At 73.1% G+C, this 19,439-nt stretch carries 7 protein-coding genes; 4 read left to right on the plus strand and 3 right to left on the minus strand.

Annotation, left to right across the window (positions count from 1 at the left end):
- Positions 1–17: 17 nt before the first annotated feature.
- Both F6B93_RS03870 and F6B93_RS22690 read right to left on the minus strand, forming a co-directional pair.
- Positions 18–1,124, minus strand: coding sequence for a plasmid pRiA4b ORF-3 family protein (locus tag F6B93_RS03870; protein ID WP_211697823.1), 1,107 nt, complete (start codon positions 1,122–1,124; stop codon positions 18–20).
- Positions 1,121–2,173: an SEC-C domain-containing protein gene (locus tag F6B93_RS22690; RefSeq protein ID WP_246540993.1), complete on the minus strand. Its 1,053-nt coding sequence runs from the start codon at positions 2,171–2,173 to the stop codon at positions 1,121–1,123. Before F6B93_RS22690 ends, F6B93_RS03870 begins: the two co-directional genes overlap by 4 nt.
- Positions 2,174–2,369: 196 nt before the next feature.
- Between F6B93_RS22690 and F6B93_RS03880 the strand changes: the two genes are divergently transcribed.
- Positions 2,370–4,997: a PE family protein gene (locus F6B93_RS03880; RefSeq protein ID WP_211697824.1), complete on the plus strand. Its 2,628-nt coding sequence runs from the start codon at positions 2,370–2,372 to the stop codon at positions 4,995–4,997.
- A gap of 81 nt (positions 4,998–5,078) precedes the next feature.
- Here F6B93_RS03880 and F6B93_RS03885 read toward each other — a convergent pair whose 3' ends face one another.
- A complete protein-coding gene (locus F6B93_RS03885) occupies positions 5,079–6,449 on the minus strand; it encodes an HNH endonuclease signature motif containing protein (RefSeq protein ID WP_211697825.1) in 1,371 nt (456 codons plus the stop codon).
- Between the two features lie 472 nt (positions 6,450–6,921).
- Here F6B93_RS03885 and F6B93_RS03890 point away from each other — a divergent pair, with 472 nt between their 5' ends.
- The 3 genes from F6B93_RS03890 (at position 6,922) to F6B93_RS03900 (ending at position 19,363) form a co-directional block, all read left to right on the plus strand.
- Positions 6,922–7,059, plus strand: coding sequence for a hypothetical protein (locus F6B93_RS03890; RefSeq protein WP_211697826.1), 138 nt, complete (start codon positions 6,922–6,924; stop codon positions 7,057–7,059).
- Entirely contained in the window at positions 7,059–7,406 is a 348-nt protein-coding gene (locus tag F6B93_RS03895) for a hypothetical protein (protein ID WP_211697827.1), read from the plus strand. The genes F6B93_RS03890 and F6B93_RS03895 overlap by 1 nt, the downstream gene beginning before the upstream one ends.
- Before the next feature lie 152 nt (positions 7,407–7,558).
- The gene (locus tag F6B93_RS03900; RefSeq protein WP_211699680.1) at positions 7,559–19,363 is read left to right on the plus strand and encodes a PE family protein; all 11,805 of its coding nucleotides are present in this window, start codon (positions 7,559–7,561) and stop codon (positions 19,361–19,363) included.
- The last annotated feature ends 76 nt before the right edge of the window (positions 19,364–19,439 follow it).

A 19,439-nucleotide genomic window follows, 5' to 3' on the forward strand; every position in this document is an offset into this window, starting at 1 on the left:
CAGTCCCGGCCCGGGCCCTATTCGTTGGTCCAGGTCTCGGTGAGCATCGTGGCGCGGGGAAGCAGGGACCGCGCCGACGCGCCGACGGACCATGTGCGCCACTCGGTGTCGTCGATCAGGTCGAGTCCTCGCATGATCGGTGACTGCTCGCCGATCGCGATCTGTACGTCGCGCTCAGTGACGGCATCGCCACCGGGGTGCGATCTCGGGCCGAGTCGCTCGTGCACCCGCGCCGCGAGTTCGGGGCGGGTCAAGGAACCGTGGACCGCCAGCACGCCGATCGTCAGTTCGGTGATTTCGGTGGCAAGGGTGTCGGGTTCGAATGCCGACCTAATTCGGCGTACCACCGCGAGATCATCCCCGGCCGCCCGGGTGGACGCGAGCACGCCGCGGTGTAGGCGCAGCAACCCGACGCCGCGCAGCAGCCGGTGCAGCGCCACCAGCGGCCGCAGGTCGTCCTCGATGGCCGTGGGCGAGCCCAGCGGATGCCACTGCGGACGGTGTTCCTGCATGCCGAGGACAACCGCAGTGGGCAGCCGCCCGCCCGAGGTGAGTTTTATTCCGTCGGCGGTGAAGTCAAGCAGCAGCCGCACGCTGGCGGGCACCGCGCCAACCACGCGGCGCACCCACTGGTCGGTGGCGGCATGGTTGAAGGGGTGCAACCGGTTGCCCACCCAGTCGCGCATCCGGTGGTGCTCGGGATTTGTCGGGTCGCCGAGCACGTCGAGCAATTCGGCGTAGCCAGACGGTCCACCGCAATCCTCCGGCGGGCAGGAGCCGTCGCCCCTCACACAACCCGGGGTCGCGTCACCGCGCCCGAGCACCGTGACGTCATGGATCCAGCCGTCGCCCATGTCGTAGTGATACTCAAATCCCAGCCCCAGGTCCGTTAGCCGAGCGTCGTTCTCATCGCGCTGATACTCCGGCGCTGCGTCCGCGGGCGGCTCGCTTCCGTATCTCACGTGCTGCGTCACGAACTGGTGCAGATGCGAGTCGGTCCAGCCGACCGCGGCCTGCAGTAGATCGTGCAGCTCCGGAAGTGTCGCCGACGCGGGCACATCGATCACCCGGGTGACCGCCGGCTCCACCCCGCGCAGCACGACCTGTAGTCGCGTGGTCTTCACGATTGCCGCCCGCTCTTGGTGGATGTCGGCGCCGCACAGCACTTCTTGTACTTGCGCCGCGAACCGCACCAGCACGGCTCGTTGCGGCCGGGCGGCCAGGTAACCACGCTCGGGTCGCTGTCGGCGGCCAAGCGATCGGCATAACTGGCCCGGGCGTTCGAATCGGGAGGGCGCCCCTGCTCGGCGCACCACGCGGTAAACGGCGCCACTCGCACCGGCGCGATCGCCAGCGTGGCGATTCCTCGCTCTGAGAGCTCGTGGAGCTGTCGCTGAAATGCTCTGCAGTACAACGCATGCGGCAGTGGTCCGTCCGGGCCGGCCGCCAGATCACCCTCGGCCAGCTCCGGCCACAGCGCGACCGCCTCCTCGTAGTCACCGGAGGGCACCCAGGCCAACGTCATCGTGGCCGGCGCACCCGGGTCGCAACTGTCGGCGGGTGGCGGCTGCGTTTCCTGCGGACCCGTCGGCCGGTCCTGTTGCCCGTCCAGGAACGCCCAAGCCTGCTCCTGCAGCGCGTCGGCTGGCCGGCCCACGCTGTCCATGCTGTCTTGTCGCAGTCCTGCGAGTTGCTCGACCAGCTGCTCGGGATCGCCGGTGCGCACCGCCAGCTGCAGGCCCTCGGTCAACCACTCCAGCGCCACATCATGGCGACCGGCGTAGGCGTATGCCAGCCCGGCGTTGTTGTAGAGCCACACATCCTCGGCCGTGTCGGCGCGAACCTCCGCCCAGATCCGTTCGGCCTCGGCAACTCGGTCGGCCCGCATCAGAATCTCAGCCCGCAGACACCGCGGGTCCGGCCGCATGTCGAGACCGGCATCGACGGCGGAATCCGCCGCGGCCAGCGCATCCTCGTAGCGTTCGAGCCCCTGGTATTCCGTCGCCAAATCGAGATACAGATCGGCCAGGTCGAGCGCCTCGGCCGCCTCTGGATCGTTCGTACACGTCCGCACCGCTCGCTCCAATACCGCCGCGTAGCGAACCGAATCCCGCGGGTTCGAGGTGGCTGCCGCATGCAACTCCCGCTCTAGCCGTTCGGCCAGACTCGCCATGCTCGGTATCCTCCCCCATTGCCGTGATACATCCGGGGCGGGGTGCAACCGGCCCGCTGCTGGCCGGCGTTGCCATTGTGCTGCGGGGAGCGTAGTTTGCAGATACCATCGAAATATCAAAGAAATATCATTGTTATTTGACGGTGTCCGGGCCTCCCATGAGTCGTTGGCTGGGTGCTGATACGGGAGGTATGCAGTGTCGTTGGTGGTGGCGGTGCCAGAGGTGTTGGCCTCGGCGGCAGTGCAGTTGGCGGGTGTGGGGTCGCTGGTCGGTGACGCCAATGCGGCCGCGGCGGCGTCGACGACGGCGATAGTGGCTGCAGCCGACGACGAGGTGTCGGCGGCGATCGCGGCATTGTTCTCCGCCCATGGGCAGGCCTATCAGGCCGCCAGTGCGCAGGCGGCAGCGTTTCACGCCCAGTTCGCCCAGGCGCTGACCGCCGGTGCGGATGCCTACGCCAGTGCTGAGGCGGCGAGTGCGACGTCGATCGCTGATCCGTTGTTGGCTGCGGTTAATGCGCCGGTGCTGGCGATGACGGGTCGGCCGTTGATTGGCAATGGCGCTAACGGGGCTCCGGGCACGGGGGCCGCGGGGGCGCCGGGGGGCTGGCTGCTGGGTAACGGCGGTGCGGGTGGTTCCGGCGCGCCCGGCCAGGCCGGGGGCGCTGGTGGTGCGGCGGGGTTGATCGGCGCTGGCGGTGCCGGTGGCGCCGGCGGGGCCGGTACGGCGGGTACCGCCGGTGCCGGTGGTGTTGGTGGGGCTGGTGGCTGGTTGTGGGGTACCGGCGGTGCCGGTGGTGCCGGAGGCGCTACCGGCACGGCTGCGGTTGGCGGTGTTGGCGGTGCCGGTGGGGCCGGAGGCCTGCTCGGCGGCGGCGGGGCCGGGGGGACCGGCGGAGGATCCCTCCTTCTTACGACGGTGGGTGGCACTGGTGGGGCCGGCGGATCCGGTGGGTTGCTAGCGGGCTTTGTAGGCGCTGGCGGCGGTGACGGCGGCGACGGCGGTGTCGGTGGGAGCGGGGGCGCCGGCGGGGCCGGGGGCAATGCTGGGCTGTTGGCCGGTCCCGGTGGTGCCGGTGGGTCCGGCGGTCTCGGCTTTGGCGCTGGTGGCGCTGGTGGCGCTGGCGGGGCCGGCGGCGATGGTGGTGTGTTGTTCAGCAGTGGCGGGGCCGGCGGGACCGGCGGCCCCAGCCACGGTACTGGTGCTGGCGGGGCTGGTGGGTCTGGTGGTGACGGCGGCTGGTCCGGCAGCGGTGGCGTCGGTGGGAGCGGCGGGGCCAGCCTTGGCGGTGTCGGGGGCGACGGGGGGACCGGCGGCACCGGCGGGGTGTTCGGTAACGGCGGGACCGGCGGGACCGGCGGCGCCAGCCTTGCTGACGTCGGAGGCGCTGGTGGCGCTGGGGGCCAAGGTGGGCTATTGATCGGAAATGGCGGGGCCGGCGGCGCGGGCGGGGAGGCGGAGCCCTCATTAGGGGGTACCGATGGCGGTACCGGTGGGGTCGGGGGCAATGCGGTGTTGATTGGCAACGGCGGCAATGGCGGTATCGGCGGCATCGGAATGACGTTGGGCGCCGATGGCCTCGGCGGTGTCAGTGGGCTGCTGGTGGGGTTGGATGGTTTCAACGCCCCAGCGAGCACCTCGGTGTTCCATACACTGCAGCAGCAAGTGATCGGCGCGATCAACGCACCTGTTCAGGATCTGACGGGTCGGCCGTTGATCGGTAACGGCACTCCCGGGGCGGCAGGCAGCGGGGACAACGGTGGGGCTGGGGGCTGGCTGCTCGGTGACGGCGGTGCCGGTGGTTCTGGCGCTATCGGCGCCAGCGTTGACGGTGGGACTGGTGGGGCTGCAGGGTTGTGGGGCACGGGCGGGGCCGGTGGGGCCGGTGCTGCTGCGTTGGGCTTCTCTGGTGGGGATGGCGGTGCCGGTGGGGCTGGCGGTTTTCTGGCGGGCGATGGCGGTGCCGGTGGGGCCGGCGGGGCGGCACGTGTCGGCGTCGGCGGGGATGGCGGTGCCGGTGGGGTCGGGGGATTGTTGAGCGCCGGCGGTGCGGGCGGCGTCGGCGGGATAACTTCCGACGCCGCTGCCTTGAACGTTGGCGCGGGCGGGGCTGGCGGTGCCGGCGGGTTGCTCGGCGGGCTGTTCGCTGCTGGCGGCGGTGCCGGCGGGGACGGCGGATCCGCTCTGCGCAGCGACGGCGGTGTCGGTGGGGCCGGCGGCAACGCGGGGGCGCTGGGCGGTCCTGGCGGCTCCGGCGGTTCCGGCGGCTTCAGCTTCAGTGATGCCGGTGGCGCCGGTGGGGCCGGCGGTAACGCCGGGTCGCTATTCGGTGCGGGCGGGGTCGGCGGGACCGGCGGCACTAGCGCCGGCATCGGCCATTCCGGCGGGGATGGTGGGGCTGGGGGCGGTGCGGGGCTGCTGTTCTCCAGCGGCGGTGCTGGCGGTGCCGGCGGCGCCTCCGGCCTCATCGGCCGGGTAGGCGTCAACGCTGGTGGGAATGGTGGTGCCGGGGGCAACGCGGGCTGGCTGGGCGGCGGTGGGGCCGGAGGTGCCGGCGGCGACGGCAATGGCGCCGGTGGTGGTGCCGGTGGGGTCGGCGGGCTTGGCGGGCAAGTGATCGGCAACGGCGGCGCTGGTGGCGCCGGCGGGCAAGACGACAACGGTGGGGCCGGTGGCCCCGGCGGGGCCGGGGGTAATGCGGTGGTGATCGGCACTGGCGGCAACGGCGGCAACAGCGGCATCGGCACCCCCGACGGTGCCCCGGGCTCAGGCGGCACCGGTGGGCTGTTGGTGGGCTCGGACGGAATTAACGGGTCGACCTAACCGGCGAGCGGGACCGGTTGGAGAGTTGCCGGGTTAGCGTTCAACCCGAAGCGACACAACGATGGTCGTTGCTAGGAGTGCTCACGGGTCGTCTCCGTCGTTGGTGTTGTCGCCGAGCAGGTCTTGAGGGTGGAAGTATCTGTTTGTCCGGGGTTGGCCGTGGTCGAGGTGGGGTGGTGGGATCCATTCGGTGGTGCCGTCTCGGCGTTTGCGGGTCGTCCAGTTGCCGGTGGTGATGAGTTTGTGGTGGGGGCCGCAGCCGAAGGTGAGGTCGTTGATGTTGGTGTGGTTGGTTTCGGCGTAGTCGGTGACGTGGTGGACTTCGGTGAGGTAGCCGGGAACGTCGCAGTTGGGGAAGGTGCAGCCGCGGTCTTTGGCGTGCAGCACGATTCGTTGCCCCGGTGAGGCCAGGCGCTTGGTGTGATACAGGCCGAGTTCTCGGCCCTGGTCGAAGATGCGCAGGTAATGATGGGCGTGACGGGCTAGCCGGATCACATCGCTGATTGGTAGCAGGGTGCCCCCGGCGGTCAAAGCGTTTCCGGCGCCGGATTCGAGCTCGGCCAGCGTGGTGGACACGATGATGGCCGCGGGTAGCCCATTGTGTTGTCCGAGATCGCCGGAGCAGAGTAGGGCTCGCATGGCGGCGTTGAGGCCGTCGTGGTTGCGCTGGCTGGTGCTGCGGGTGTCGGACTCGATGGCGGTTTGCGGCGGGGTGCCGCTGACACACGGGGTCGCGTCGTTGGGGTTGGACATGCCGGGGGCGGCGAGTTTGGCCAGGACTGCGTCGAGGGTGGCGCGGGCTTCGGGGGTGAGGTAGCCGGTGATGGGGGACATGCCGTCGGCGTCTTGTTTGCCGAGGGTGATGCCGCGGCGGCGGGCGCGGTCGGCGTCGGTGTAGGTGCCGTCGGGGTTGAGGCAGTCGGTGAGTTTGGCGGCAAGCTTGGACAGCTCGTCGGGGCGGTACTGGCGTCCCAGCTTTGCTAGGTCGGTTTCGGCTTGTTGTCGAGTCGTCGGGTCGACGACGCTGGGGAGTTGGTGGAAGAAGGTTCGGATGACGCGTACGTGGTCTGCTCCGATGTGCCCGGTGCGTTGGGCTTCGGCGGTGGCCGTCAACAACGGTGGCAACGGTTGGCCGGTGAGTGCGCGGCGGTGCCCGAGATCGGTTGCGTCGCCGATGCGGCGGGAGGCGTCGGCGCGGGTGATGTGTAGTCGCTGAGCCAGCGCGAAGGCCAGCTTGCCGCCTAGCTCGTTGGCATCGGCGTGGTGGGCGAGTGTGTTGATTAGCGGGTGTTCGGCGGCCGGTAGCCGGCGTCGCACTGCTTCGCTGCGTTGCAGCAGCGTCAGGCATTCCGGGGTGGTCAGCTCGTCGCACGAGAGCTCGAGCACCCGGTCAAGGGCTGCGTCGAGCGCGTCGTAAGCCGCAACGATCGCCTCCCGGATACTAGAACGCATGTTCGAATAATACTCTCGCCACCGACATTGATGCTGTTAAGGCGGCCGGTTGAGGATGGTCGTGGCAACCGCTGCCGGTAGTGACCCGGCCACCGACGGACGCCTTTTTGGGTCGTCTTCCAATTGATCTGTCCCACCGGTGCGCGGCTGCCGATCAAGAGCCCCGGCGGGGCGGACATGACTTGATCGGGAGCCTGGCAGTTTCCTCATCAATGTCTTGTCTGCCCGCTCTGGCCAGGACGTCGTCCGCTCCACCGGTTGATATCAGCAGAACAGGAGACACCACCATCGTGACAGCATCACGCGTCGTGGTCATCGCCGCCGACACCCATCTAGACACCGTCCATCTAGGAGCTGTCGTGGCTCCGGTGGGCACCGCAGGTGGCCCCGACCGGACCCACCGGCCAGGCATCTTTGGCTGGGTATTGATACGGGAGGTATGCGGTGTCGTTGGTGGTGGCGGTGCCCGGGGGTGTTGGTCTCGGCGGCCGTGCAGTTGGCTGGTGTGGGGTCGCTGGTCGGTGGGGCGAATGCGGGCGCGGCGGCGTCGACAACGGTGATTGTCGTGTCAGCCCAGGACGCCGGGGTTGATCGGCGCTGGCGTTGCTGATGGCGCCAGGGGAGCTACGGGCGCCGCTGCGGTTGGCGGGGTTGGCGGGGTTGGCGGTGTTGGGGTGGCGGGGGGCTGGCGGGGGGTCTCGGTTTGCTGGAACGTCGGGTAGTGCTGGTGATGCTGGCAGATCCGGTGGGTTGTTAGCCGGTTTGGTGGGTGTGGCTGCGATGGCGGCGCCTATGAGAGCGGGGGTGCGGGCGGAGCCGGGGGTAATGCTGGGTTGTTGGCCGGTCCGGGTTGCGCCGGTGGGTCTGCTGGTCACGGCTTCGGAACCGGCATTGGTTGGTCGGCTGGCGCCGGCGGCGATGGTGGTCTGTTGTTCGAGATCAGTGAAGTTCTCATAAGTAGTGGGTCAGATCAGCGGGGCCAGCTGCGGGTGCAGCTAAACCAACAAATGAGTTAACCCGCGGCGAAATATCTTCAGAAATAACGCACGCAACAATACTTGTGGGTATGCGTTCTTACACTGCTGCTACGCACTACCGAGGGGCTTCTCGTGTCGTTTTTCTCCATAACTCCCGACCTGCTGAACGCCTCGATCGGCGATTTGGCGCGTATCGGTTCGACCTTGGAGGCCGCGAACTCGGCGGCGGCTGCGGCGACTACGGAGGTGTTGGCTGCCGGTGCTGATGAGGTCTCGGGGCGTATTGCGGCGTTGTTCGGCATGTACGGCCAGGAGTATCAGGCGATCAGCGCCCAAGTCGCCGCCTATCACGAGCAGTTCGTGCAGACGCTGCAGGGCGGCGCGGCGTCGTATGCGGTCGCGGAGGCCACCAACGTCGAGCAGACCCTGCTCAACTTGATCAACGGCCCCACCCTGGGGTTGTTGGGGCGTCCACTGATCGGCAATGGAGCGAATGCGACCACTGCTGGTGGCGCCGGTGGTGATGGTGGGTTGCTGTGGGGCAGCGGCGGCAGTGGCGCCGCTGGGGCAGCCGGGCAGGCCGGGGGGGCCGGCGGGTCGGCCGGGTTGTTGGGCAACGGCGGCAACGGCGGTGCGGGCGGTATCGGCGCTAGCGGTGGCGCCGGTGGCTCTGGTGGGTGGCTGTATGGCAGTGGGGGTAACGGGGGGTCCGGCGGGATCGGTGGCGGCAGCGGTGGTGCGGGCGGACACGCTTGGTTGTTCGGTAATGGCGGTATCGGCGGTGCTGGGGGCACCGGTGGCACTGGCGGCCGTGGGGGCCTGGTGTTCGGCGATGGCGGCACCGGCGGTGCTGGCGGCGGACGCGGTGGTGATGGCGGCTGGGTGTTCGGTGACGGCGGTGCGGGCGGTGCCGGCGGTGGCGGTGGTGTCGGCGGCGGGGCTGGCGGTAACGGGGCCTTGTTGTTCGGCGATGGCGGGGCCGGCGGATTCGGTGGCACTGATGGTGGAGCTGGGGGTGCTGGCGGCAACAGCGGCCTGATTATTGGTGACGGCGGTCACGGCGGCGTGGGTGGTATCGGCGGCGGTACGGGCGGCAATGGTGGTCAAGCGGCACAGTTGTTCGGATTTGGCGGCACCGGCGGCGCCGGCGGCATCGGCGATCCTGGCAGCGCCGGGGGCGATGGCGGCGCCGGGGGCAACCCAGGGTGGCTGTTCGGCACCGGTGGCGCCGGCGGTGCCGGCGGCGCGGGTGGCACTGCGACCAGCATCGGTACCGCTGGCGGTGATGGCGGCGCTGGCGGCGCAGGCGCGCGTGGCGGGCTATTCATGCGCGGCGGTGATGGCGGGGCCGGCGGGGCCGGAGGCGCGGGTAAGGCCGGCAGCGACGGCATCGGGGACGGCGGCTCCGGTGGTGACGGCGGCGCAGGCGGTAGCGGCGGCGATGGCGGTGCCGGGGGTCGGGCCGCGTTGTTGTTCGGCCCGGGCGGCGCCGGCGGAGCCGGCGGTATCGGAGGCACCGGCGGGGCCGGGGGCTTGGGGGCCGACAGCCTCACCGGAATCGGCGGTGACGGTGGTGCTGGGGGTACTGGCGGCGATGCCGGTCAAGCCGGCACCGCGGGCGCCCGCCACCTGTTCAGCCAGGCCGGGTCGGCCGGTGCCATCGGTTTCGGTGGCGCTGGTGGCGAAGGTGGTCACGGTGGTACCGGCGCGGCCGGCACCGACGCCACCGTCGCTGGGGCAACGGGCGGCACTGGGTTTGCGGGCGGAGCCGGTGGGGCCGGCGGCGACGGTGGCGGCACCGGTGCCTTCCAAGGTGCGGGCGGTGACGGTGGGGCCGGTGGGATCGGTGGGACTGGCGGGCAAGGCGGCACCGGCGCTGATGGTGCGGGCTCGGGTGGCGCCGGTGATGCTGGTGGTATCGGTGGGGTCGGCGGGCAGGGCGGCGAGGCCGGTATCGGCGGCACTGGCTCGGCGATGGGGGCTGCCGGGACCGCCGGTGACGGCGGTGCGGGAGGTCTCGGTGGTGATGGTGGCAGCGGTGCGGACAACACCGATATCGCCGCGGCCGGCGCGCAAGGCGGCACCGGTGGGGCTGGTGGGGCCGGCGGTCAAGGCGGTACCGGTGGTTTGGCTGGTGCGACCAACGGTGGTACCGCGGGCACTCAAGGTGTGGGTGGCCAGGGTGGGGTCGGTGGGATCGGTGGGACTGGCGGGCAAGGCGGCACCGGCGCTGATGGTGCGGGCTCGGGTGGCGCCGGTGATGCTGGTGGTATCGGTGGGGTCGGCGGGCAGGGCGGCGAGGCCGGTATCGGCGGCACTGGCTCGGCGATGGGGGCTGCCGGGACCGCCGGTGACGGCGGTGCGGGAGGTCTCGGTGGTGATGGTGGCAGCGGTGCGGACAACACCGATATCGCCGCGGCCGGCGCGCAAGGCGGCACCGGTGGGGCTGGTGGGGCCGGCGGTCAAGGCGGTACCGGTGGTTTGGCTGGTGCGACCAACGGTGGTACCGCGGGCACTCAAGGTGTGGGTGGCCAGGGTGGGGTCGGTGGGATCGGTGGGACTGGCGGGCAAGGCGGCACCGGCGCTGATGGTGCGGGCTCGGGTGGCGCCGGTGATGCTGGTGGTATCGGTGGGGTCGGCGGGCAGGGCGGCGAGGCCGGTATCGGCGGCACTGGCTCGGCGATGGGGGCTGCCGGGACCGCCGGTGACGGCGGTGCGGGAGGTCTCGGTGGTGATGGTGGCAGCGGTGCGGACAACACCGATATCGCCGCGGCCGGCGCGCAAGGCGGCACCGGTGGGGCTGGTGGGGCCGGCGGTCAAGGCGGTACCGGTGGTTTGGCTGGTGCGACCAACGGTGGTACCGCGGGCACTCAAGGTGTGGGTGGCCAGGGTGGGGTCGGTGGGATCGGTGGGACTGGCGGGCAAGGCGGCACCGGCGCTGATGGTGCGGGCTCGGGTGGCGCCGGTGATGCTGGTGGTATCGGTGGGGTCGGCGGGCAGGGCGGCGAGGCCGGTATCGGCGGCACTGGCTCGGCGATGGGGGCTGCCGGGACCGCCGGTGACGGCGGTGCGGGAGGTCTCGGTGGTGATGGTGGCAGCGGTGCGGACAACACCGATATCGCCGCGGCCGGCGCGCAAGGCGGCACCGGTGGGGCTGGTGGGGCCGGCGGTCAAGGCGGTACCGGTGGTTTGGCTGGTGCGACCAACGGTGGTACCGCGGGCACTCAAGGTGTGGGTGGCCAGGGTGGGGTCGGTGGGATCGGTGGGACTGGCGGGCAAGGCGGCACCGGCGCTGATGGTGTGGGCTCGGGTGGCGCCGGTGATGCTGGTGGTATCGGTGGGGTCGGCGGGCAGGGCGGCGAGGCCGGTATCGGCGGCACTGGCTCGGCGATGGGGGCTGCCGGGACCGCCGGTGACGGCGGTGCGGGAGGTCTCGGTGGTGATGGTGGCAGCGGTGCGGACAACACCGATATCGCCGCGGCCGGCGCGCAAGGCGGCACCGGTGGGGCTGGTGGGGCCGGCGGTCAAGGCGGTACCGGTGGTTTGGCTGGTGCGACCAACGGTGGTACCGCGGGCACTCAAGGTGTGGGTGGCCAGGGTGGGGTCGGTGGGATCGGTGGGACTGGCGGGCAAGGCGGCACCGGCGCTGATGGTGCGGGCTCGGGTGGCGCCGGTGATGCTGGTGGTATCGGTGGGGTCGGCGGGCAGGGCGGCGAGGCCGGTATCGGCGGCACTGGCTCGGCGATGGGGGCTGCCGGGACCGCCGGTGACGGCGGTGCGGGAGGTCTCGGTGGTGATGGTGGCAGCGGTGCGGACAACACCGATATCGCCGCGGCCGGCGCGCAAGGCGGCACCGGTGGGGCTGGTGGGGCCGGCGGTCAAGGCGGTACCGGTGGTTTGGCTGGTGCGACCAACGGTGGTACCGCGGGCACTCAAGGTGTGGGTGGCCAGGGTGGGGTCGGTGGGATCGGTGGGACTGGCGGGCAAGGCGGCACCGGCGCTGATGGTGCGGGCTCGGGTGGCGCCGGTGATGCTGGTGGTATCGGTGGGGTCGGCGGGCAGGGCGGCGAGGCCGGTATCGGCGGCACTGGCTCGGCGATGGGGGCTGCCGGGACCGCCGGTGACGGCGGTGCGGGAGGTCTCGGTGGTGATGGTGGCAGCGGTGCGGACAACACCGATATCGCCGCGGCCGGCGCGCAAGGCGGCACCGGTGGGGCTGGTGGGGCCGGCGGTCAAGGCGGTACCGGTGGTTTGGCTGGTGCGACCAACGGTGGTACCGCGGGCACTCAAGGTATGGGTGGCCAGGGTGGGGTCGGTGGGATCGGTGGGACTGGCGGGCAAGGCGGCACCGGCGCTGATGGTGCGGGCTCGGGTGGCGCCGGTGATGCTGGTGGTATCGGTGGGGTCGGCGGGCAGGGCGGCGAGGCCGGTATCGGCGGCACTGGCTCGGCGATGGGGGCTGCCGGGACCGCCGGTGACGGCGGTGCGGGAGGTCTCGGTGGTGATGGTGGCAGCGGTGCGGACAACACCGATATCGCCGCGGCCGGCGCGCAAGGCGGCACCGGTGGGGCTGGTGGGGCCGGCGGTCAAGGCGGTACCGGTGGTTTGGCTGGTGCGACCAACGGTGGTACCGCGGGCACTCAAGGTGTGGGTGGCCAGGGTGGGGTCGGTGGGATCGGTGGGACTGGCGGGCAAGGCGGCACCGGCGCTGATGGTGCGGGCTCGGGTGGCGCCGGTGATGCTGGTGGTATCGGTGGGGTCGGCGGGCAGGGCGGCGAGGCCGGTATCGGCGGCACTGGCTCGGCGATGGGGGCTGCCGGGACCGCCGGTGACGGCGGTGCGGGAGGTCTCGGTGGTGATGGTGGCAGCGGTGCGGACAACACCGATATCGCCGCGGCCGGCGCGCAAGGCGGCACCGGTGGGGCTGGTGGGGCCGGCGGTCAAGGCGGTACCGGTGGTTTGGCTGGTGCGACCAACGGTGGTACCGCGGGCACTCAAGGTGTGGGTGGCCAGGGTGGGGTCGGTGGGATCGGTGGGACTGGCGGGCAAGGCGGCACCGGCGCTGATGGTGCGGGCTCGGGTGGCGCCGGTGATGCTGGTGGTATCGGTGGGGTCGGCGGGCAGGGCGGCGAGGCCGGTATCGGCGGCACTGGCTCGGCGATGGGGGCTGCCGGGACCGCCGGTGACGGCGGTGCGGGAGGTCTCGGCGGTGATGGTGGCAGCGGTGCGGACAACACCGATATCGCCGCGGCCGGCGCGCAAGGCGGCACCGGTGGGGCTGGTGGGGCCGGCGGTCAAGGCGGTACCGGTGGTTTGGCTGGTGCGACCAACGGTGGTACCGCGGGCACTCAAGGTGTGGGTGGCCAGGGTGGGGTCGGTGGGATCGGTGGGACTGGCGGGCAAGGCGGCACCGGCGCTGATGGTGCGGGCTCGGGTGGCGCCGGTGATGCTGGTGGTATCGGTGGGGTCGGCGGGCAGGGCGGCGAGGCCGGTATCGGCGGCACTGGCTCGGCGATGGGGGCTGCCGGGACCGCCGGTGACGGCGGTGCGGGAGGTCTCGGTGGTGATGGTGGCAGCGGTGCGGACAACACCGATATCGCCGCGGCCGGCGCGCAAGGCGGCACCGGTGGGGCTGGTGGGGCCGGCGGTCAAGGCGGTACCGGTGGTTTGGCTGGTGCGACCAACGGTGGTACCGCGGGCACTCAAGGTGTGGGTGGCCAGGGTGGGGTCGGTGGGATCGGTGGGACTGGCGGGCAAGGCGGCACCGGCGCTGATGGTGCGGGCTCGGGTGGCGCCGGTGATGCTGGTGGTATCGGTGGGGTCGGCGGGCAGGGCGGCGAGGCCGGTATCGGCGGCACTGGCTCGGCGATGGGGGCTGCCGGGACCGCCGGTGACGGCGGTGCGGGAGGTCTCGGTGGTGATGGTGGCAGCGGTGCGGACAACACCGATATCGCCGCGGCCGGCGCGCAAGGCGGCACCGGTGGGGCTGGTGGGGCCGGCGGTCAAGGCGGTACCGGTGGTTTGGCTGGTGCGACCAACGGTGGTACCGCGGGCACTCAAGGTATGGGTGGCCAGGGTGGGGTCGGTGGGATCGGTGGGACTGGCGGGCAAGGCGGCACCGGCGCTGATGGTGCGGGCTCGGGTGGCGCCGGTGATGCTGGTGGTATCGGTGGGGTCGGCGGGCAGGGCGGCGAGGCCGGTATCGGCGGCACTGGCTCGGCGATGGGGGCTGCCGGGACCGCCGGTGACGGCGGTGCGGGAGGTCTCGGTGGTGATGGTGGCAGCGGTGCGGACAACACCGATATCGCCGCGGCCGGCGCGCAAGGCGGCACCGGTGGGGCTGGTGGGGCCGGCGGTCAAGGCGGTACCGGTGGTTTGGCTGGTGCGACCAACGGTGGTACCGCGGGCACTCAAGGTGTGGGTGGCCAGGGTGGGGTCGGTGGGATCGGTGGGACTGGCGGGCAAGGCGGCACCGGCGCTGATGGTGCGGGCTCGGGTGGCGCCGGTGATGCTGGTGGTATCGGTGGGGTCGGCGGGCAGGGCGGCGAGGCCGGTATCGGCGGCACTGGCTCGGCGATGGGGGCTGCCGGGACCGCCGGTGACGGCGGTGCGGGAGGTCTCGGTGGTGATGGTGGCAGCGGTGCGGACAACACCGATATCGCCGCGGCCGGCGCGCAAGGCGGCACCGGTGGGGCTGGTGGGGCCGGCGGTCAAGGCGGTACCGGTGGTTTGGCTGGTGCGACCAACGGTGGTACCGCGGGCACTCAAGGTGTGGGTGGCCAGGGTGGGGTCGGTGGGATCGGTGGGACTGGCGGGCAAGGCGGCACCGGCGCTGATGGTGCGGGCTCGGGTGGCGCCGGTGATGCTGGTGGTATCGGTGGGGTCGGCGGGCAGGGCGGCGAGGCCGGTATCGGCGGCACTGGCTCGGCGATGGGGGCTGCCGGGACCGCCGGTGACGGCGGTGCGGGAGGTCTCGGTGGTGATGGTGGCAGCGGTGCGGACAACACCGATATCGCCGCGGCCGGCGCGCAAGGCGGCACCGGTGGGGCTGGTGGGGCCGGCGGTCAAGGCGGTACCGGTGGTTTGGCTGGTGCGACCAACGGTGGTACCGCGGGCACTCAAGGTGTGGGTGGCCAGGGTGGGGTCGGTGGGATCGGTGGGACTGGCGGGCAAGGCGGCACCGGCGCTGATGGTGCGGGCTCGGGTGGCGCCGGTGATGCTGGTGGTATCGGTGGGGTCGGCGGGCAGGGCGGCGAGGCCGGTATCGGCGGCACTGGCTCGGCGATGGGGGCTGCCGGGACCGCCGGTGACGGCGGTGCGGGAGGTCTCGGTGGTGATGGTGGCAGCGGTGCGGACAACACCGATATCGCCGCGGCCGGCGCGCAAGGCGGCACCGGTGGGGCTGGTGGGGCCGGCGGTCAAGGCGGTACCGGTGGTTTGGCTGGTGCGACCAACGGTGGTACCGCGGGCACTCAAGGTGTGGGTGGCCAGGGTGGGGTCGGTGGGATCGGTGGGACTGGCGGGCAAGGCGGCACCGGCGCTGATGGTGCGGGCTCGGGTGGCGCCGGTGATGCTGGTGGTATCGGTGGGGTCGGCGGGCAGGGCGGCGAGGCCGGTATCGGCGGCACTGGCTCGGCGATGGGGGCTGCCGGGACCGCCGGTGACGGCGGTGCGGGAGGTCTCGGTGGTGATGGTGGCAGCGGTGCGGACAACACCGATATCGCCGCGGCCGGCGCGCAAGGCGGCACCGGTGGGGCTGGTGGGGCCGGCGGTCAAGGCGGTACCGGTGGTTTGGCTGGTGCGACCAACGGTGGTACCGCGGGCACTCAAGGTGTGGGTGGCCAGGGTGGGGTCGGTGGGATCGGTGGGACTGGCGGGCAAGGCGGCACCGGCGCTGATGGTGCGGGCTCGGGTGGCGCCGGTGATGCTGGTGGTATCGGTGGGGTCGGCGGGCAGGGCGGCGAGGCCGGTATCGGCGGCACTGGCTCGGCGATGGGGGCTGCCGGGACCGCCGGTGACGGCGGTGCGGGAGGTCTCGGTGGTGATGGTGGCAGCGGTGCGGACAACACCGATATCGCCGCGGCCGGCGCGCAAGGCGGCACCGGTGGGGCTGGTGGGGCCGGCGGTCAAGGCGGTACCGGTGGTTTGGCTGGTGCGACCAACGGTGGTACCGCGGGCACTCAAGGTGTGGGTGGCCAGGGTGGGGTCGGTGGGATCGGTGGGACTGGCGGGCAAGGCGGCACCGGCGCTGATGGTGCGGGCTCGGGTGGCGCCGGTGATGCTGGTGGTATCGGTGGGGTCGGCGGGCAGGGCGGCGAGGCCGGTATCGGCGGCACTGGCTCGGCGATGGGGGCTGCCGGGACCGCCGGTGACGGCGGTGCGGGAGGTCTCGGCGGTGATGGTGGCAGCGGTGCGGACAACACCGATATCGCCGCGGCCGGCGCGCAAGGCGGCACCGGTGGGGCTGGTGGGGCCGGCGGTCAAGGCGGTACCGGTGGTTTGGCTGGTGCGACCAACGGTGGTACCGCGGGCACTCAAGGTGTGGGTGGCCAGGGTGGGGTCGGTGGGATCGGTGGGACTGGCGGGCAAGGCGGCACCGGCGCTGATGGTGCGGGCTCGGGTGGCGCCGGTGATGCTGGTGGTATCGGTGGGGTCGGCGGGCAGGGCGGCGAGGCCGGTATCGGCGGCACTGGCTCGGCGATGGGGGCTGCCGGGACCGCCGGTGACGGCGGTGCGGGAGGTCTCGGTGGTGATGGTGGCAGCGGTGCGGACAACACCGATATCGCCGCGGCCGGCGCGCAAGGCGGCACCGGTGGGGCTGGTGGGGCCGGCGGTCAAGGCGGTACCGGTGGTTTGGCTGGTGCGACCAACGGTGGTACCGCGGGCACTCAAGGTATGGGTGGCCAGGGTGGGGTCGGTGGGATCGGTGGGACTGGCGGGCAAGGCGGCACCGGCGCTGATGGTGCGGGCTCGGGTGGCGCCGGTGATGCTGGTGGTATCGGTGGGGTCGGCGGGCAGGGCGGCGAGGCCGGTATCGGCGGCACTGGCTCGGCGATGGGGGCTGCCGGGACCGCCGGTGACGGCGGTGCGGGAGGTCTCGGCGGTGATGGTGGCAGCGGTGCGGACAACACCGATATCGCCGCGGCCGGCGCGCAAGGCGGCACCGGTGGGGCTGGTGGGGCCGGCGGTCAAGGCGGTACCGGTGGTTTGGCTGGTGCGACCAACGGTGGTACCGCGGGCACCCAAGGTGTGGGCGGCCAGGGTGGGGCCGGCGGGATCGGCGGAACCGGCGGCGACGGCGGAAACGGCAGCACCGCCCAAAATGGCGGAATCGGCGGAACCGGCGGCGACGGCGGTGCGGGAGGCACCGCCGGTACCGGCAGCGTTAGCGGTGCCGGCGGCGATGGCGGCGCCGGCGGTGCTGGCGGCGGCGGCGGCCAAGGCGGACTCGGGGGCGTCAATCAAGACGGTGGCGACGGCGGCGCCGGAGGGACCGGCGGTGGGGGTGGCGCCGCCGGCGCCGGCAGCGTTAACGGCACCGGCGGCGACGGCGGAACCGGCGGCACCGGCGGCCAGGGTGCCGACGGCGGAGCCGCAACCGAAACGAGCACATCTGGAACAGACGGTGGAGCTGGCGGCGACGGCGGCGCCGGGGGCGCTGGCGGCGACGGCATCGGAGGAACCGGTGGGGGAACCGGCGGCCAAGGCGGCACGGCCGGCGACGGCGGTGACGGCAGACCACCAGACCCCGACTCGCCTGCTGGCGCCCTGTCCGGCACTGGCGGCAGCGGCGGTACCGGCGGCGCCGGCGGCATCGGTGGTGCTGGTGCCGGTACCGGCGGTAACGGCGGTGCCGGCGGTATTGGAGGTGTCGGCGGTAACGGTCCTAGTGGCCTCCTCCTCGGTGGCGGCCCTGGCGGCCAAGGCGGAGCTGGCGGCGACGGCGGAGCCGGCGGCACCGGCGGCACCGACGGCGGCACCGGCGGCACCGGCGGCATCGCCGGTGACGGCGGCGCCGGCGGCATAGGCGGAACGTTAGGCGGAGACGGCGGGATAGGTGGCGCGGCCGGCACCGGCGGCGACGGAGGGACCGGCGGAAGCGGCGGCGGTGACGGTGGCGACGGCGGAACGGGGGGAACCGGCGGCGCCGGCGGCCGAGGCGACGATCGAATGGGCGTCGCCGAACCCAGCGACCCCGGCGGTGCCGGAGGCGCCGGCGGTGCGGCCGGCGCTGGAGGCAAGGGCGGCGACGCCGGCGCCGGCGGCAACGGCGACGGTGGCAAGGGCGGCGACGGCGGCATCGGTGGAACCGGCGGTGACGGCGGCGACGCCGAGCAAGGTGAGACTGGCGTTGGCAGTGGTACCGGTGGCGCCGGCGGCGAAGGCGGCACTGGCGGCACCGGCGGCACCGGCGGCACTGGCACTGGTACCGGTACCGGCGGTGTGGGCGGCGATGCCGGCACCGGCGGCCAAGGCGGCACCGGCGGCACCGGCAGCTTCAGCACCACACCCGACGTAGCCGGCGGAGTGGGCGGCGCCGGCGGGGCCGGCGGGGTCGGCGGCGCGGCCGGTGCGGGCGGGTCCGGATCGACCGCGGGCGCCGACGGCAGCTCTGGTGACGGCGGCCAAGGCGGCAAGGGCGGAACCGGCGGCGCCGGCGCAGCCGGTGCGGCGGGTGCCGCCGGCGGCGGCACCGGCGGCCAGGGCGCCAGCGGCGGCGCCGGCGGGACTGGCGGCGCTGGCGGTTTGGCGGGCGCCGGTACCGGTGGCATCCAAGGCGACGGCGGCGACGGCGGAACCGGCGGTATCGGCGGCACCGGCGGCGACAGTGACTCCGGCACCGGTGGCATCGGTGGCAGCGGTGGTCGCGGCGGTGACGGCGGTGAGGGCGGTGACGGCGGCGGCGGCGGCAGCGGGGGTCGCGGCGGCACCGGCGGCGACAGTGACTCTGGCACCGGTGGCAGCGGTGGTCGCGGCGGTGACGGCGGTGACGGCGTCGACAGCATCGGCGACGGCGGCAGCGGCGGCGGCGGTGGAGGAGGCGGCGGCGGTGGCCTCGGTGGCAGCGGCCGCGGCGACGGCGGTAGCGGCGGGACCGGCGGTGGCGGCGGCCACAGCACCATGGGCAACGGCGGCAACGGCGGCGGCGGTGGTGCTGGGGGCTTGGGCGGAGGAAGCGGCGGAAACGGGGGTCACGGCGGCGGCGGCGGCAACAGCACCATGGGCAACGGCGGCAACGGCGGCGCCGGTGGGGGCGGCGCTTCCGCCTCCGGCTCCGGAGACGGCGGAGACGGCGGTGACGGCGGCGGCGGCGGCAACAGCGACATGGGCAACGGCGGCAACGGCGGCGCCGGTGGAGGCGGCGGCGCCATTGGCTTAGGCAGCACCGGTGGGGCCGGCGGCACCGGCGGCAACAGCAACGCCGGCATCGGCGGCAACGGCGGCGGCGGCGGCGGCAGCGGCGGCAGGTTGGGCCAGGGCGGCCCCGGCGGCGCGGGCGGCGACAGCACCACCGGTATCGGTGGCAACGGCGGCGGCGGCGGGGGCGCCGGCCGCCTCAGCGTCGACGTCGGCGCGGGCGGTGCGGGAGGTAGCGGCGGTGCCGGGGACGGCGGTACCGGTGGTGACGGCGGCATCGGCGACGGTAACAACGGCGGCAGCGGCGGTGCCAGCGGCGGCGGCAATGCTGGCGGCGATGGCGGTCGCGACGGCGGGGGTGGCGGCGGCGGCAACGCCGCGGGGGGCGATGGCGCCTTCGGCGGGGGTGGTGGCGGCGGCAACGCCGCGGGGGGCAATGGCGCCTCCGGCGGGGGTGGTGGCGGCGGCAACGCCGCGGGGGGCAATGGCGCCACCGGCGGGGGTGGCGGCGGCGGCAACGCCGTGGGCGAGAATGCCGTCGCGGGCGGGGGTGGCGGTTCGGGCGGTGGTGCGGCCTGAGAGAGCATGGACAGTCTGCGCGTCAACCGCGCCCAGATCAGGGCTTGGGTCGGGCGGCCCCGCACTGCCGATCAAT

Origin of the sequence: Mycobacterium spongiae (assembly GCF_018278905.1) — a bacterium.
GTDB classification, from domain to species: domain Bacteria; phylum Actinomycetota; class Actinomycetes; order Mycobacteriales; family Mycobacteriaceae; genus Mycobacterium; species Mycobacterium spongiae.